Origin of the sequence: Synechococcus sp. R55.8, from assembly GCF_047461895.1 — a bacterium.
Taxonomy (GTDB): Bacteria; Cyanobacteriota; Cyanobacteriia; order Thermostichales; family Thermostichaceae; genus Thermostichus.
On the sequence record NZ_JANSIB010000001.1, the window covers coordinates 36,577 to 52,780 of the forward strand.

Below are 16,204 nucleotides of genomic sequence, written 5' to 3' on the forward strand. Positions count from 1 at the left end.
ATGCCCACTCGGATCACAGCCTGCTTTCAGGCGCTGCGCAGCCGTGGTGAAAAAGCCCTCATCCCCTACCTCACCGCTGGGGATCCCAACTTGGAAACCACCTTTGAGGCTTTGCAGGTTCTGGATCAGAGCGGCGCCGATCTTATCGAGCTGGGGGTACCCTACTCGGATCCCTTGGCGGATGGGCCGGTGATCCAAGCAGCAGCCACCCGCGCCCTCAGTCGGGGAGTCACTTTGGGCGCCATTCTACAAGGCTTGCGCTGTCTCTCGCTGCAGGCCCCCCTGATCCTGTTCACCTACTACAACCCCATCCACCAGCTCGGCATCCCCAACTTTCTGCATCAACTGCGGCAGGCCGGCTGTGCCGGCTTGGTCGTCCCCGATCTGCCTCTGGAAGAGGCGGGATCCCTGCGACAAGCAGTCCAGGCCGAAGGGATCGACCTCATCCTGCTGGTGGCACCTACCAGCCCCCCAGAGCGCATGCGCCGCATCGCCCAGCAGTCCAGTGGCTTTGTCTACTTGGTGAGCACTACCGGCGTTACCGGCGAACGGGCCACCCTGGAAAAGCGGATCCCGACTTTGCTGCAGCAACTGCGCCAACAAACCCCTCTGCCGATTGGGGTGGGCTTCGGCATCTCCACTCCAGACCAGGCCCGCCAGATCGCTCTCTGGGGAGCAGATGCGGCGATTGTGGGCAGCGCATTTGTGCAACGGCTGGCCAAAGGCCCCACGCCTGAAGAAGGACTGCAACAAATAGCTCACTTTTGTCGAGCCCTCAAAGCGGCCCTGCAAGAGGTGACCACTCCAGAGTGTTAACTTCTGTTCAGGAAGGTGCCCACTCAGACTGCTTCCATCTCAAAACAAATGTTTACATTTTGTGAGCCAGCCCGCAGACCCATTTCCCCCTGCTGCGCCCCATAGTCCAGGGATCCCAGCCTAGGCAGACATTTTGGGGTTGGTAGGTTTGCAAATCTTCACAAAACACTCATCCATCCCGCGATATAAAATTAGGCTGGATGCTCGGCTGTCTGAAAGTCGCAGAGGTTCTTGACCTATCTAAAAATTTAGGGGTTCGGTGGGGGGTCTGCTGCCACGGAATCCTTGATTTTTGGGGGTCAAAGAGGATCCCGCAAAAAAGCTTGGGATTCGGCTTTTGGGAGGTTCAGCCAGTCGCTCACCACTTTTTGGAAAGACCAGAAGGAGATCCATCATGCAAGATGCTTTTACCCGGGTGATCGCTCAGGCAGATGCACGCGGTGCCTTTTTAAGTGACCAAGACTTTGACCGTTTGGCGGCTTTGGTGGCAGAGGGCAACAAGCGCCTAGATGCTGTCAACCGCATGACCAGCAATGCCGCCCAAATCGTAACCAATGCAGCTCGCTCTTTGTTTGCTCAAGAGCCGGATCTGATCGCTCCCGGCGGCAATGCCTACACCAACCGCCGCATGGCTGCCTGCCTACGGGACATGGAGATCATCCTGCGCTACATCACCTATGCCACCTTGGCCGGGGATAGCTCTGTGCTGGAAGATCGCTGCCTGAACGGCCTGCGGGAAACCTACATTGCTCTGGGGGTGCCCACCACTTCTGTGGCCAATGCCATTGCTGCTATGAAGAAGGAAGCGCTGGCCAAGATCATGGATCCGAAGGGCATCACTCCTGGGGACTGCTCGGCGCTGCAAAGCGAAGTGGCCAGCTACTTCGATAAGGCGGCTGCCGCCATCGTTTGAGCTTTGGGTCGAAGCCAGCTTGGTCGTTCCTTTCAGAATTGAGATCCGTTAGATCCCTCATTTCTGATAGGCAGGTGGAAATCCAGTCCGCCTTTCCTACAGAACGTCCATTAACAACACAATCGATGAATTTAGGAGCTGCAAGGTGAAAACTGTCATCACTGAAGCGATTGCTGCCGCTGACAATCAAGGGCGTTTTCTGAATGCCAGCGAACTGCAGGCCGTGAATGGTCGTTACCAGCGTGCTGCTGCTTCTCTGGAAGCGGCCCGTGTCCTAACCAACAACCAGCAAACTCTGGTGCGGGAAGCGGTGCAGGAAGTGTTCAAGAGGTTCCCTTACCTGACTCAGCCGGGTGAAATGGGCCACGGCGATGTGTTTCAAGCCAAGTGTGCCCGCGACATCGGCTACTACCTCCGCTTCATTACCTATTCTCTGGTTGCAGGTGGCACCGGCCCCCTCGATGAATACCTGGTGGCCGGACTGCGGGAAGTGAACCGCTCCTTTAACCTCTCTCCCAGCTGGTACATCGTGGCTCTGCAGTACATGAAGAGCCGCGCTCTGGGCATGCTGAGCGGTCAAGCGGCCAACGAAGCTGCCATCTACTTCGATTACGCCATCAACGCCCTCAGCTAGGGGATCCCAGGGCAGAGATCCCTGCTTGTTGGGAGTGGACGATCTCTTTCTTTGTCTTCCAATTGTGTGTCTCTCCAGAGCAGGCGACGGCTCCAAAGAGGTCTATTCCACCTGTTTCCAGGTTGGTTTGGCGCCTTGGCTTCTCTTAAGCCGGTTGGGTTGGTCGCCTGCTCTCCAGTCTGGGGTAGTTAGCCTTTGGATTGTAGGCATTGCCCAACGGCAGCGTGCTGGTTCGCGAGAATAGCCGGTACGGCTTGTTCGCTGGTCAGTTTGCCTGTCTTCCAAACGAAGTCTCATAGATACCTGGGGAAAGCGATGTTTGGTCAAAGCACCACCAGCCCTGAAGCCCTGACAGAAGCCGGCAGCCGGGTTTACCGAGTTGAGTACACCGGTCTGCTCAACCCGCCCGATGCTCTGGCCACCTCTGCCAAAGTTCGCCGCAGCACCCTGAGCACCACTGTTCCCTACAGTCGGTTGTCTGCCGAGATGCAGCGCATTCTGCGGATGGGTGGCAAAATCGTGCAGGTCACTGCCTTGTCGGGAGCCAATGCCTCTCCCGCTCAGGGCAACGGCGCTGCTGAGTGAGGGAGGCCCGACGGCCGACTGAAGTTACCGGCAAGGTTGCCCAGGTGTCATGAACAGCTCTGCAACGGTTCGTATGGCATCCAACACGGCGGTGCTGCCGCAGCAGCTCACTTGGGAGCAGGCGATAGCCCGGCTGCAGGGGGATGACTTGCAAGATCGGTACTATGCTGCCTGGTACCTGGGCACAGTTCGGGATCCAAGGGGGGTAGAGCCGCTGCTTTTGGCGTTGCAGGATGAGCGGGATCGCACTGCCTTGGGGGGCTATCCTCTGCGCCGCAATGCCGCTAAGGCCCTGGGGCAAATCGGGGATGCGCGGGCCGTGCCCGGTTTGATCGAGGCGCTCACTTGTACCGACTTTCATGTGCGGGAAGAGGCTGCCTATGCCTTGGCTCAATTGGGGGACAAGCGAGCGGTGGATCCCTTGCTGGCACTGTTGCAGTCCCGCGAGCAGGAGCAGCCCTGGGAAGCCCTTATCGAGGCCTTGGGTCAGCTTCAGGCCACCGAGGCTGAGGCAGCGATCCGGCCCTTTTTGAACCATCCCTCTGAGCGGGTGCGTTCGGCAGCGGCTTGGGTGCTCTATCGCTTTACGCAAGCCGAGGAGCTGACCCAAATCCTGGTGGCGCTACTGGCCCACTCCAACTCCAGCTTGCGACAGGCCGCTTTGTTCGACCTGGCCGAATCGGGATGGGTGGCGGGGGCACCGCTGTTGGCCACAGCCGACGTGGCTCTCAACCTGCGCATCAATGCTCTGAAGCGGCTGTTCGATGTGGCGCTTCAGTTGGGGCGGGTACCGCCGGCTCAGGTGGCGGCAGCGATCCTTCCGCAACTGGAGAGGCTCTTTTAGGATTTTGGGGCGCTCAGTGCCTTTGATTTAGATCATTTCAGATGCTTCAACTGTACCTTTGACTACTCGTTGCTTATGTCCTCCGCCTCGGCTGCTCAAGCGTTTCCCATTGCTGTGGCTCAACTGGCAGCAGAATTGGAGCAGGCCACGTCGCCTGAGGACTTGCTGCGGGTGGTGAGGGCGCTGGGCGCTTTGGGCCAAGTGGAAGGGATCCCCATCTTAATTCGCGCCTTTGGGTTTAATCGCCCTGCAGTTGGGGAGGCTGCTCTGGAGGAGGTGCTGCGCTTTGGGGAAGCCGCGGTGCAGCCCTTGCTGAGCCATATTGACGGTTTTGACTATGGGGCGCGGGCCTATTCGGTGCGGGCTCTGGCCCGTATTGGCCATGGGGATGCCTACCCCTTTTTGGCGGAAGCCATTGTAGCGGACTTTGCCCCCAGTGTGCGACGGGCGGCGACCCGTGGGCTAGGACGAGTGGCGGCCAAGCGGCCCTTGCTCGATCAAGAGCGAGCCTTGCACCTATTGCGGCAATGTCTTGCCGATGCCGATTGGGGAGTCCGCTATGCCGCCGTCGGATCCCTGACGGACTTGGCTCGCCAGGGTGAACAATCTCTGCGCCCCTCAGTCGAGGCTGCGCTCCAGATGGCCCTGGAAGATGCCGATCCTCTGATCCCTCTCCGCGCCCAGATGAGCCGGCAGGAGTTGGCTGCCGAGCCTTAGCTTCCCTGCCCCACTGTGTTTTTCTTAAGTTTTTCTCGTTTTTTTAGGAGCACCATCTATGTCCCTTCCGTTGCTTGCCGATCGCCCCACCACCCAAAATGAGCGGGTGCCTCGCTACTTTGTGCCCAGCGACGAAACCCCGCCGGTCTACCGTCCTGACGACCCGACAGGAATTGACAACATCATTCGCGCCGCCTATCGCCAGATCTTCAGCGAGCATCTGATGCTGGAGAGTTATCGGCAAAAAGCTCTGGAGTCCCAATTGCGCAACGGGGCAATCTCGGTCAAAGAGTTTGTGCGCGGCCTGGGCAAGTCGGAGGTGTACCGGGATCTGGTCATGGTTCCCAACGACAACTACCGCTTCATCGAGGTCACCTTCCAGCGCTTTTTGGGTCGGCCCACCTACAGCCAACAGGAGCGCATCAAGTACTCCATCATCGTTGCCACCAAGGGGCTAGATGGCTTCATCGACGCTGTGGTGGATAGCGAAGAGTACAATGCCGCCTTTGGGGACGATGTGGTGCCTTACCAACGCCGTCGCCTGTCGGAAAAGCCCGCCAACCTGGTAACCCCCCGCTATGGAGCCCGTTGGCGCGATGTCTCCGGCGTGAAGCGCTCGACGCGGGAAGTGGTGCGCACCTATCGTCTCACCCGTCCTCCCAAACCCGGGGATCCAGAAAACTTCCTCAACATGGCCCGCATGCTCAATCCCAAGCCGGCTGCACGGCAAAACATCAGCGTCTTCGATCTGAAGATCCCGGACATGACCACCAGCCGCCGCTAGGACTGGGCAAGCTTCCGGGGACAACCCTTTGCGGGCTCTGCCGGGCCGATCGATCCGAGGCTGTTCGGATGGGTCGGCCTGCCGCTGTGCCTGGGGCAAGATTCGTTATAATCTGGGTGATGCTTCTTAACACTTGGGTCGCATGAAGAATCCGGTTGTGCGGGCTTTTTTTGTCGGCAAGGCTGTGGCGGATGTCCTACGGGAGCGTTTGGAAAGCGCCCTCACCGATATTGCCGGAGAAGTGGGCAAGGTGTGGGCCGAGCTGCAGGAGGGCTGGCAAACCTTTGCCCAGGATGTCATGACCCGAGCTGAGGCAGAAGCATCCGTGGCCGCCCAGGAAAGGGTGCCGCCTCCTTTCCAGACAGAAGATCTGCAGGCAACTCTGGACGACTTGCGGGCAGAAGTGGCGCAGTTGCGCTCCGAGTTGCAGAAGTACCGGAGTCGAAACGCTTGAACGCGAGCCTTTTGGGATCCCGGACTTCTTTGGGATCACAACCCGTCAAGCCCTATACCGCCTACCGCTGGGCCCGGGAGAACTATACTCGCCAGGGCCGCATGCTGGACATTTGGCGATTTGTGCTCACCTGGCTGTTTTACCTTTGGCTGGATCAGCAGGCTTGGAGCTATGGGGGGCAACCCACGCCTGAGCGAAAGGCCAAGCGCCGCCGGGCCAGAGCCATTTGGATCCGCGAAACGCTGCTTAACTTAGGCCCTACTTTTATTAAAGTGGGGCAGTTTTTCTCCACCCGCGCCGATCTCTTCCCCCCGGAATATGTCGAGGAGCTCTCCAAGCTGCAGGATCGGGTGCCTGCTTTCAGCTACGAACAGGTGGCGGCAATCGTGCAGCAGGAGCTGGGCAGGCCGATCACCCAAATCTACAGCTACTTTGATCCCACCCCTTTGGCCGCTGCCAGCTTGGGGCAGGTGCATCGCGCCAAGCTCAAAACCGGGGAAGAGGTGGTGGTGAAGGTGCAGCGTCCGGGGCTGACCCGGCTGTTCACCATCGATTTGGAGATCTGCCGTGGGATTGCCGAGTTCTTTCAGTATCGCACCTCTTGGGGCGGGCCGGGCCGCGACTGGATCGGCATCTACGAAGAGTGTCGGCGCACCCTCTGGGAAGAGGTGGATTACCTCAATGAGGGCCGCAATGCCGATACCTTCCGTCGCAACTTTCGGGATATGCCGCAAATTGCTGTTCCCAAAGTGTATTGGCGTTACACCTCTCCTCGCCTGTTGACATTGGAATACCTGCCGGGGATCAAAATCAGCGATTACGAAGCCTTGAGTGCGGCAGGGTTGGATCGCAAGGTTTTGGCTCGTCTGGGGGCAGAGGCTTATCTGCGGCAACTGCTCAAGGATGGCTTTTTTCACGCCGATCCCCACCCCGGCAACATTGCCGTGAAGCCCGATGGCACGCTGATCTTCTACGACTTCGGCATGATGGGCCGCCTGCGCTCCGATGTGAAAGAAAAGCTGATGGGCACGCTGGCAGGTGTGGTCTCCAAAAATGCCGATCGGGTGGTGGCCTCGCTGGTGGAACTGGGGGTGCTGGTGCCCACCGCCGATCTGGCTCCGGTGCGCCGCTCGGTGCAGTACATGCTGGATCACTTTATGGACAAACCCTTTTCCAGCAACTCGGGAGAAATCTCGGTGGCGGCCATTAGCGAAGACCTTTACGAGCTGGCCTACGATCAGCCGTTTCGTTTCCCGGCTACCTTTACTTTTGTGATGCGGGCCCTGACCACGCTGGAGGGATTGGGGAAAGGGTTGGATCCGGAGTTCGACTTTATGGAGGTGGCCAAACCCTTTGCGGAAGAGCTGATGAGTTTAAACGGAAGCGAGACTGAGACCCTCTTGGCCCAGGTTGGCCGTCAAGCGGCTGAGTTCACCAGCAGCAGTCTCAGTTTGCCCCGCCGGATCGAATTGACCTTGAGCAAGATAGAACAAGGGGAGCTACGCCTGCGGGTGCGATCCAGCGAGACGGAGCGCTTGCTGCGCAAGCTGAACAACACCGGGCTGGGAGTCATTTACGGGGTGTTGTTTGCGGCCTTTTTTTTGAGCGCAACTCAGCTCTTTTTGGCCGGACATGCTACCTTAACGGTTATCACTTTGGTTTTGGCTGCCCTCGCTGCTCTTGCTTTAATCAGAGTACTCTTAAGGTTGAATCGGTCAGAGCGATTGATGTGATGCGACGATATGCCTGCGCTACGGATCCCGGCAAGCTCCGCAGCAGCAATCAGGATGCCTACTACTGCGATCCGGAGGGACGCTACTTTATTGTTGCCGATGGTATGGGAGGACATGCTGCCGGGGCTACAGCCAGCCTGTTGGCTGTCGAGACCATCCGAGAATATCTGGATCGAGGCTGGGAAAACGTGCCGGCACCCCGGTTGCTCAGCGAAGCCGTAGAAGCAGCCAACAGTGCCATCCTCAAGGATCAGCGGGAAAATCCAGAGCGGGCAGACATGGGCACTACGGTGGTGGTGGCCATGGTGGATCCCAAGGGCAACTGCTGGAGCGCTCACATCGGTGATTCTCGCCTCTATCGCCTACGGGGATCCGAAATGCAGCAAATGACCGAGGATCACACCTTAGTGGCCCGCTCCATTCGACTGGGGGAGCTGACCTATGAGCAGGCCCGGATTCACCCTTGGCGACATATTCTCGAGCGCTGCCTGGGCCGACCCGATGCGGGTCCACCTTCTGTGCAGCCGATTACAGTTTACCCAGGGGATCGCCTGTTGTTGTGTAGCGACGGCCTAACTGAGGAGCTGGACGACGAAGTGATCATCGAGTATTGCCTGCAGGTGGAAGATTTGGAGCAACTTCCCCTAAAGCTCATCGAGGCGGCCAAAGAGCGGGGCGGGCGAGACAACATCACAGTAGTGATTGCCGAATACGCCTAGTTTGCGCCCGGCTAAAGACGGTATTGGCGGTACACTTCGCTGGCAGCCCGGTGCAGCAGGGAGTGGCGATACACGAGGCGGTTGAGGTCTTTGCCGTAGCCGCCGCCGATGACGCAGGCGACAGGATAGCCCTGCTTTAGACAAGTGTTCAGCACTTGCATGTCCCGCCGAAACAGGCCCTGGTCGCTAAGGGCCAGCTTGCCCAAGAGGTCTTCTTCGTGGGGATCCACACCGGCATCGTAGAGCACCAGGTCAGGGCGCACCTGAGCCAACAGATCGGGCAAGTGGTCGGCCAAAGTCTGGAGATAGGCTTCATCTTCCATGCCTACTGGCAGGGGCACGTCCAGGTCGCTCTGTTGTTTGGTGGCGGGGAAGTTGGCCTCGCAGTGCATGGAAAAGGTGAACACCCGCGGCTCGGAGCGAAAGATCCAAGCAGTGCCGTCTCCCTGGTGGACATCCAAATCCACGATCAAGAGCCTTTGCACCAGCCCTTGCTGCAGCAGGACTTGGGCGGCAATGGCCAGGTCGTTGAAGATACAAAAGCCGGAGCCGTAGGCGGGGAAGGCATGGTGGGTGCCACCGGCGGTGTTGCAGGCCAAGCCATGGCGCAGGGCCAATTGGGCAGTCAGGATGGTGCCGCCCACCGCTCGACAGGTGCGCTGTACCAGCTCTGGGCTCCAGGGCAGGCCGATACGCCGCTGCAGCTTGGCTTCCAGGGATCCCTCACAGTAGGCCCTGACGTACTCAGGGGTATGTACCGACTCAATCCAGGCGAGAGGGGGCAGCTCAGGGTGGTGCACTTGCTGGGGGCGGATCACCCCTTCCCGCAGCAGCAGCTCTTGCAAGAGGCGAAATTTCGGCATGGGAAAGCGATGGCCCGGCGGCAGGGGGGCACTGTAGTCGGGGTGGTAAACAATTGGCAAAGACATCAAGGGCAACTGGATTGACGGCGGCGAGCATGGCCTATGACGGCTCCAGTGCTTATGGTAGAGGTAGCCCGCTCCTGCCGGATCCCTTCGAGACTCTTGCAAACCTGTTCTCCGTACCGCCGCGATTCCCTATGTTTACTGCGTCGGATCCCTTTTTGGGTCGCCTCTTGGCTCAGCGTTATCGACTTGTACATCTGCTGGGACAGGGGGGCATGGGGCGAGTCTATTTGGCTCAAGATTTGCTCTTTGGTGGGGTGGAAGTGGCTGTCAAGCTGCTTTCCCAGCCGGCAATGGATCAGCGCACCCGCCTGCGCTTTGAACGGGAAGCGAAAGCCTGCGCGGCTTTGGGCCAAAAAAGCCTGCACATTGTCAAAGTCAATGACTATGGTATTACCCCCGATGAGGTGCCCTTCTATGTGATGGAATACCTGAACGGCAAGACCCTCAAGGATATTCTGGCCGCGGGGGCTTTGCCTTTGGAGCGCTTTTTCCGGCTGGCCCGTCAAATTGGCCTGGGGTTAAAGGCGGCCCACGAGGGGATCCTCATGGAAGGGCAAAGGGTACAGGTGATCCACCGCGATTTGAAGCCGGCCAACGTGATTGTAGTGCCTGATAGCAGTTTTGGGGAACTGGCGAAGCTGGTGGATTTCGGCATTGCCAAGCTGCTCAATAGCCATGAATCTTTGAGCTTTACCCATGCCTACCTGGGAACGCTGGCCTATTCTTCCCCAGAACAACTGGAGGGATCCCCTCTGGACGTCCGTTCCGACATCTACAGCTTCGGGATCATGCTGTACCAGATGGTGTCTGGCCAGATGCCCCTCAAGCCCACCACCGAATCTTTCCCGGGCTGGTACCAGGCCCACCACAAGCACCGGCCCATCCCTCTAGAAGACTGGGGACTGAAGTTTCCGCTGCCCGCCGGTTTATCCGACTTGATCCTCAGTTGCCTGGCCAAAGATCCTGCCGCCCGCCCGCAATCGGTGGCTAACGTGTTGACGGAGCTGGAGCACATTCAAGCCAGAGCACAGGGATCCCAAAAAGGATCTCCAGAGACCGTTGCCCTTCAATCTCCGCTGATCTCCTCTGGAAGTGTTGCCTCTGGCCCACTTTCTGGAGACCCCACTGCTGTTGCGCCGCCCTTGGCCGCATCAGGTACTCTGCGGCTCAGGCCCTTGACGGCGGCCACGGAGGTCGAGAACGGGGGATCCCTGCTTTGGGTGCGCCTGATTCCCTTTCTGATGGGCGGGCTGCTGGGCTGGGTTTTGGTGAGTTGGCAATGGGGACAGTTGCTGCAGCGCCCCTCGGCCCCCCGTGTTTCCGGGCCAGGATCTCGTCCGGCAGTGGAAGATCCCATTGCCCCAGAGAATGCCCATCCTATGCCTGGGGAGCTTGTCCCTGAGCCCCTTGTTTTGGCTTCAGAGCAGAACGGACGGCGGGATCCCGCGCCGGAGCTGGAACCCTACAACAGGAGCGAGCCGGTGTTTCGCGCCTTTCCCCTGGAGACTTCCCGCGAGACGGTACGGGCCAGCCTGGGATCCCCCAACCAGCAGGGGCATGGTGCTTGGCCCAACACCGTGTATGACCTGTATCGCCTTGGCGGGGTGAACCTGGGCCTGCTCTACGACGCATCCAGTCTGGCCCTGCGGCAAACCGAAGCCACCGTCACCGATGGCGTACCCACCCCGCAAGTGGAAGGACTCTTGGAGGATATGCTGCAAGCCCCCTTGCCTGCTCAACTGCAGCGAGAACTGCAGGCTGTGCGCGAGGGACGTTCCGGGCGAGTGCAATTCCGCGTTGGCCCCTGGGCCGGCAGGATCGAACGCAACGCCCAAGGCCATCTTTACATGGCCCTCTGGGATCCCACGCTGCCCAGCGGTGCTCCACCACCTTCCCCCTCCTCTCCTACCCTACCCCCGGCTGCCCCCGTTGCCCGGCCTCCCAAGGCCCGTAACCTCAATTCAGCAGCAGGCGGCCCTCGTCCCGGCCAGACCATGCAGGAGCTGCTGCGCCGTGCGCGCGAATTGCGGGGGGACTGAGCCATGTCTGCTTCTGAAGACAAAAAGCCGCTGTTGAGCACCGTCGCTCGCTTCTTCAAAACTCTGGCGAGGCCTTTCCCTGTCGGGCCTACAGCTCTCCTCAAACCCCCCGAACCTCCTCCCCCCAAGCGCCCGGTGCGCCTGCGGATTACCTGCCCAGGAGAGCCCCCCCAGGTGGTTGCCCTGAAGGGATCCGACATTCTCGGTCGCAGCCAGACGGTGGCCACCATTCGCATCCCTGCCCCCGCGGTGAGCCATCTCCACGCCCACATCCGTCCTCGCCCGGATTGGCGCCTGCCCGGTCTGGGTTGGCGGATCCCGTTGCCCCCTATTCTCTACTGGCTGGGGTGGAATGCCGGTCGCTACCAGCTAGAAGATCAAGACTCGACCAACGGCGTTTTCCGCCTCAAACCCTTCGGTGGCGCCGAGCGGGTGCGCCGGGTGATCTTGCGGCATGGCCAGCAACTGAGCCTTGGCCCGCCTCGGGATCCGGAGAGCGTCTGGATTCAAGTGCTGGATCCACCCCCACCACAGGTGTATGGGGTGCGTGGCTGCCTCATCCTGATGGTAGTCTTGGGGCTGGGGGCAAGGATTTGGATCGGCCATGAGTGGAGCAAGTTCTCAGTGGAGCCACCCCTCTCCGCGGATCGCAACCCCCTGATCGTCCTGGCCGGGGATCAGCAGACGGAGCTGCGCCGCCATCAGGGGGACACCTACCGGGAGCTGCCCAACCTAGAAGCTTTTGGCCCAATTCTGCCCAAGGTGGTGGTCGCCGCCGAAGATCACCGCTTTTACTCCCACTTTGGGGTGGATCTGCTGGGCATTGCCCGCGCCTTTTGGGTGAACCTGCGCTCGGGGGAAGTGCAGCAGGGGGGCAGCTCCATCAGCCAACAACTGGCCCGCACCGTGCTGCGGGACTACACCGGCTCCGGCAACACCTTCGGGCGCAAGCTGCGGGAGGCCGTCGCTGCCCTGAAGCTGGAACAGCGCTACAGCAAAGACGAAATCCTCGCTCTCTACCTCAACAATGTTTACCTGGGCAACGGCATCTACGGCTTTGAAACTGCTGCCCAGTTCTATTTCGGGATCCCAAGCCGCCAGCTCAGCCTTTCCGAAGCTGCGACTCTGGCGGCCATTTTGCCCGCGCCCAATGCCTTTAACCCCGTCGCCAACTATGATGCCGCCGTTCGGGGCCGGGATCGGGTGTTGGATCGCCTGAGCGAGCTGAAAGTCTTCCCCGAAGAGGAGATTCGGCGGGCCCGGCGCAGTCGCCTCACCCTCAACCCCCATTTGCGCTCCCAAACCTCGACAGTTGCTCCCTACTTTTACAGTGCCGTCTTCCAGGAGCTGCGGCAGCTCTTGGGCCAAGACCTCTCGGCAGAGGGCAACTTCATCATCGAAACCACGGTGCATTTGCCCTACCAGCGTTTGGCAGAGCAAGTCCTGGCCCAAACGGTGCGCGAGTCGGGATCCCGCTTGGGCTTCAGCCAAGGCGCTTTGGTCAGTCTCGACAGCCGCAACGGCGAAGTGCTGGCTTTGGTGGGCGGGATCGACTACAACGCCAGCCCCTTCAACCGGGCTACCCAAGCTCAAAGGCAGCCGGGCTCCACCTTCAAAGTGTTCACCTATGCGGCTGCCCTCACCCAGGGGATCCCTCTCTCCCAAGTGTTGTCTTGCGAGCCCCTCACCTGGGGCAACCTCACCTTTCGGGGCTGTCGCTCGGGATCGGCCCCTATGGATTTGGCCCGCGGCCTGATCCTCTCCGAAAACGTGATTGCCCTGCGGTTGGCCCAACAAGTAGGTCTAGAGCAAGTGGTGGCGACGGCCCGGCAAATGGGCATCCAATCGCCATTGCAACCCTATCCTTCTATGGTGATTGGCACCATGGAGGTGAACTTGCTGGAGTTGACAGCAGCCTTCACTCCTTTTGCCAATCGTGGCCTTTGGTCAAGGCCCCACACCATCCGCCGCATCTTGGATAGCAGCGATTGCGCCAACCCCAACGACTTTCGCACCTGCCGTGAGATTTACCCTGGTCGGGAGGATCCCCGTTCTCAGCGACTTGTCCTGCCAGAAACCGTCGCCCAACAGATGACAGCCGTACTGCAAGGGGTGATCAGCTCCGGCACCGGCACTGCTGCCGGGCTCGGCATTGGAGAAGCCGGTAAAACCGGCACCACCACCGCCAACAAGGATCTGCTCTTTATCGGCTACACGCCCAACCCTCCTCTGGTGACCGGCGTTTGGTTGGGCAATGATGACTCCAGCCCAACACGAGGAAGCAGCAGCATAGCTGCTCAAACTTGGGGAAATTACACGAGGCAAGTCATTACCAATAGTTTGACGATGGTTCAATAGAGCAACTCCGAGAGCAGCCTTGGCAATTGGCAACCCCAAATCCTGACAACCCGACAGAAAACTCTCCTGCATCCCAAGTGAGAAATGCCTAATAACCAGTTTGGCCGTACCCCTCAATAAACCCACAATCTAGGTTCACCCACTTTCTCAGCGCAGATCTCGGCCAAAGGGCAACAACGACAAAATAATTAACTTCATGTGTTGTTTGGCAAAGGGGATCCCAACAATGGTGATTGCCAGAATCACAGCCCAGAAGAGATGGTTAAGCACCAACGGCCAGCCAAACAGCAATAGCCAGATGACGTTAAAGATCAGCAGCAGCGGGCTGTTGGCATCGGGATACTCCACCACTTCCTTTCCGAAGGGGGCAAGCACTGCAAACCCCAGTTTGATGCTCTGCCAGCCAAAGGGAATGCCGATGATTGTCAGGCAAAGGCTCAGTCCTCCTAAGATGTAGCCCAAACCTGTCAGCAAACCCCCGAAGATTAGCCAGATGATGTTGCCAATCAAGCTCATGATTCAGATCCTCCACCGTTGAGACCAAATTGCAGGGTACAAGAGCAGAACTAGCCTTCCTGTTCGACATCCATACTCTAACCAGCTGTTGGCCAAGACTGGGATCCCAAAATCTGCTTCTTTCCTGGGCTCTAGCGTTCTGCGTCACCGAGGGGAGCGGGCTCCATCACCGGAGGCACTGCGGCCCTATTCACCTTGCAGGGCAGAATGCGGTTCAGAAAGCGGAGGATCCCCCAAACCCAACTGACGGTGATCACCCAAAAGATCCACAACCCGCTTGCCCACGGTTGCGGCAAGTCCAAGGCCATCCCCCCAATCATTGGGCCAAGAGCAAACCCCGCCGCCCAGCAGAGGGAGTTGACCGACAGATACACTCCCCGCAAGTGATCCGGTGCCAAATCCGCCACCAAAGCAGAGGCAGAGGGGTTGTAGCTCACCAACGCCAAAGAGAGCACCGCCAGCGCCAAGACTGCCACCACCGACCCCAATCCCGCCGCCAGACCGCTAAGCCAAACCAAAAGAAATCCCACCCCCCACATCAGGGCGGATCCCTGCAACCCTTGGATGCGCGTCCGGCGATTCAACCAACGGGCCACCGGCATCTGCAGCAGAGCGATCAAGGCCCCATGCAAGGCAAACAAAATGCCGATTTGCACCTCTGGGATCCCTACCCCATTGCGGAAGTAAAGGGGCATGCTGCTGCTGAGCTGGGCCACATAGGTGGTGAACAGGATATTCGACAGGCCAAACACCAAAAGGGAGCGATCTCTAAGGGCGGTTTTCCAACCTGCCAACACAGGCTCTGCTGCCGGACAAGTCGCCCGAGTTTCCCGGATAAAAAACCAAAGTACTGCCAGAAAGATTAGAAAAGTGACACCGTCGATTACAAACAAGAGCCGATAGGCCCCCGTCAGAGCCACCAGCGTGCTGGCCATAGCCACCCCAAGGCTGAGGCCCAGGTTATCCCCCAGACGGTTGAGAGCGTAGGCTTCGTTGCGCTGCTCACGAGTGGTTAGATCTGCTACAATCGCTTCCGCAGGCGGCCAGTACAACCCCTGCCCCAAGCCTGCAGCCATATTGGCCAGGGCAAAACTCCAGAAGTCATAGGAGAGCGCAAACCCAAACGACCCCAAGGTGGAAATAGCCAGAGAGAGGATCAAAGTGGAACGGCGCCCCCAAGCTCCATCGGCCATCGAGCCGCCCAGGATGCGGCCAAACACCCCGGCAAAAGCCATAATGCCTAGCCCCAGGCCCACTTGGGTGGCGGTCAGCCCCACCTGATTCACAAAAAAGAGACTGGCATAAAACAAGGTAAAGCCGGTTCCAGTTTGGGAAAGCAGCCGACCGATAAAGATCAGCCAAACCTGAAAACTGAGCTTCGGCCACCAAGAAGGGATCCACATGTTGAGTGCAGCAGGGGAGGGCCTACCTAGCCTACGGGATCCCGATCCTTGAGGCCAGGGCAAGGAGCCTGCTCTGACAAGTAAACTGAAAATTTGTGCAGCCAGGCTTGATGTTCGTTGCCAGAAGGCTCTTCACCCAGCGAGCCAGCAGACAGGGCAACCCATTTCCCCAACTCCAAATATTCGCTCAACAGCCGCGCCAACTTATAAACTCGATAATCGAGCTGCACTAAGCTACTTTTCATCTGCCCCAAAACACCCAGTCCTTTTCTGAGCCAACTTACAACCTTCAACCTTTCCCAAAACCTGCTGAGCAGGAAGCCAACCCCCATCTTGCTTGCTGCAGCCGAGGCGCAAGTTCCCTTTGCCCACAACAGAGCACCTGTAGCTCAGCCGCAAACCTGGACAAAGCTAGAAGAAGCTGTGCCTTACAGTTCTAGTACCAACAATTTTAACTAACGGGGGTGCGGGGGCAATAGGTCCCATGCTCTAGCCGCAGGGTGAGCACTGGGATACATGGATCCCCGCCATACCCCTGAGCGAAATCTGTAGTAAAGCCTACTTATGCTGGCGGTAACCTACAAGTACTGGGCTTATCCAGATGCCTCCCAACAAACCAGCTCACGGGCGGACGACGGGGATTGACCTGGTTTTGGAGCAATTCCTGACGACTTCAGAGGGCGCTTTTGGGAACGGCCCAAGGGCTTCAAAGCCCTGCAAGGCCAGCTGAGAAGGCTGCAACCCAGGGGGGCGAGAAAAC

16 protein-coding genes are annotated in these 16,204 nt (G+C 59.0%); 12 read left to right on the top strand and 4 right to left on the bottom strand.

The genetic code is table 11. The annotated features are described in order from the left end of the window. From trpA to NW829_RS00205, 10 genes are all read left to right on the top strand, one after another. Window positions 1-816, top strand: a complete 816-nt coding sequence (gene trpA / locus NW829_RS00160; protein ID WP_414416167.1) for a tryptophan synthase subunit alpha — start codon at window positions 1-3, stop codon at window positions 814-816. A 391-nt stretch (window positions 817-1,207) separates the two neighbouring features. Then, window positions 1,208-1,729: a phycocyanin subunit beta gene (locus NW829_RS00165; protein WP_414343171.1), complete on the top strand. Its 522-nt coding sequence runs from the start codon at window positions 1,208-1,210 to the stop codon at window positions 1,727-1,729. A 145-nt stretch (window positions 1,730-1,874) separates the two neighbouring features. Further along, window positions 1,875-2,363, top strand: coding sequence for a phycocyanin subunit alpha (locus tag NW829_RS00170; protein ID WP_011432574.1), 489 nt, complete (start codon window positions 1,875-1,877; stop codon window positions 2,361-2,363). Between the two features lie 315 nt (window positions 2,364-2,678). Next, window positions 2,679-2,948: a phycobilisome linker polypeptide gene (locus tag NW829_RS00175; RefSeq protein ID WP_011432575.1), complete on the top strand. Its 270-nt coding sequence runs from the start codon at window positions 2,679-2,681 to the stop codon at window positions 2,946-2,948. 73 nt (window positions 2,949-3,021) lie between these two features. Further along, entirely contained in the window at window positions 3,022-3,792 is a 771-nt protein-coding gene (locus NW829_RS00180) for a HEAT repeat domain-containing protein (RefSeq protein ID WP_414399851.1), read from the top strand. Between the two features lie 75 nt (window positions 3,793-3,867). Beyond that, window positions 3,868-4,509, top strand: coding sequence for a HEAT repeat domain-containing protein (locus NW829_RS00185; RefSeq protein WP_414416168.1), 642 nt, complete (start codon window positions 3,868-3,870; stop codon window positions 4,507-4,509). Window positions 4,510-4,567: 58 nt separating this feature from the next. After that, complete coding sequence (locus NW829_RS00190) at window positions 4,568-5,293, top strand: phycobilisome rod-core linker polypeptide (protein ID WP_011432578.1); 726 nt, start codon at window positions 4,568-4,570, stop codon at window positions 5,291-5,293. Window positions 5,294-5,435: 142 nt separating this feature from the next. Then, a complete protein-coding gene (locus NW829_RS00195) occupies window positions 5,436-5,747 on the top strand; it encodes a DUF6825 family protein (protein WP_414329408.1) in 312 nt (103 codons plus the stop codon). Between the two features lie 29 nt (window positions 5,748-5,776). Then, window positions 5,777-7,480, top strand: coding sequence for an ABC1 kinase family protein (locus NW829_RS00200; RefSeq protein ID WP_414416169.1), 1,704 nt, complete (start codon window positions 5,777-5,779; stop codon window positions 7,478-7,480). Further along, window positions 7,480-8,199, top strand: a complete 720-nt coding sequence (locus NW829_RS00205; protein WP_414329410.1) for a PP2C family protein-serine/threonine phosphatase — start codon at window positions 7,480-7,482, stop codon at window positions 8,197-8,199. The genes NW829_RS00200 and NW829_RS00205 overlap by 1 nt, the downstream gene beginning before the upstream one ends. Window positions 8,200-8,210: 11 nt before the next feature. On the opposite strand, the gene NW829_RS00210 is transcribed toward NW829_RS00205, so the two are convergent. Then, the gene (locus NW829_RS00210) at window positions 8,211-9,128 is read right to left on the bottom strand and encodes a histone deacetylase (RefSeq protein ID WP_414343157.1); all 918 of its coding nucleotides are present in this window, start codon (window positions 9,126-9,128) and stop codon (window positions 8,211-8,213) included. Between the two features lie 131 nt (window positions 9,129-9,259). On the opposite strand from NW829_RS00210, the gene NW829_RS00215 reads away from it, so the two are divergent. Together NW829_RS00215 and NW829_RS00220 are read left to right on the top strand one after the other, a co-directional pair. Beyond that, a complete protein-coding gene (locus NW829_RS00215) occupies window positions 9,260-11,167 on the top strand; it encodes a serine/threonine-protein kinase (RefSeq protein WP_414416170.1) in 1,908 nt (635 codons plus the stop codon). Window positions 11,168-11,170: 3 nt separating this feature from the next. Next, complete coding sequence (locus NW829_RS00220; RefSeq protein WP_414416171.1) at window positions 11,171-13,525, top strand: transglycosylase domain-containing protein; 2,355 nt, start codon at window positions 11,171-11,173, stop codon at window positions 13,523-13,525. Between the two features lie 147 nt (window positions 13,526-13,672). Here the strand turns inward: NW829_RS00220 and NW829_RS00225 are convergent, their stop codons facing one another. The 3 genes from NW829_RS00225 to NW829_RS00235 form a co-directional block, all read right to left on the bottom strand. Next, on the bottom strand, window positions 13,673-14,041 hold the full coding sequence (locus NW829_RS00225) for a YccF domain-containing protein (protein ID WP_414343163.1): 369 nt from the start codon (window positions 14,039-14,041) through the stop codon (window positions 13,673-13,675). A 131-nt stretch (window positions 14,042-14,172) separates the two neighbouring features. Continuing rightward, window positions 14,173-15,444: an MDR family MFS transporter gene (locus NW829_RS00230; protein WP_414416172.1), complete on the bottom strand. Its 1,272-nt coding sequence runs from the start codon at window positions 15,442-15,444 to the stop codon at window positions 14,173-14,175. Window positions 15,445-15,470: 26 nt separating this feature from the next. Beyond that, window positions 15,471-15,689: a hypothetical protein gene (locus tag NW829_RS00235; RefSeq protein ID WP_414331694.1), complete on the bottom strand. Its 219-nt coding sequence runs from the start codon at window positions 15,687-15,689 to the stop codon at window positions 15,471-15,473. Window positions 15,690-16,204 lie beyond the last annotated feature (515 nt).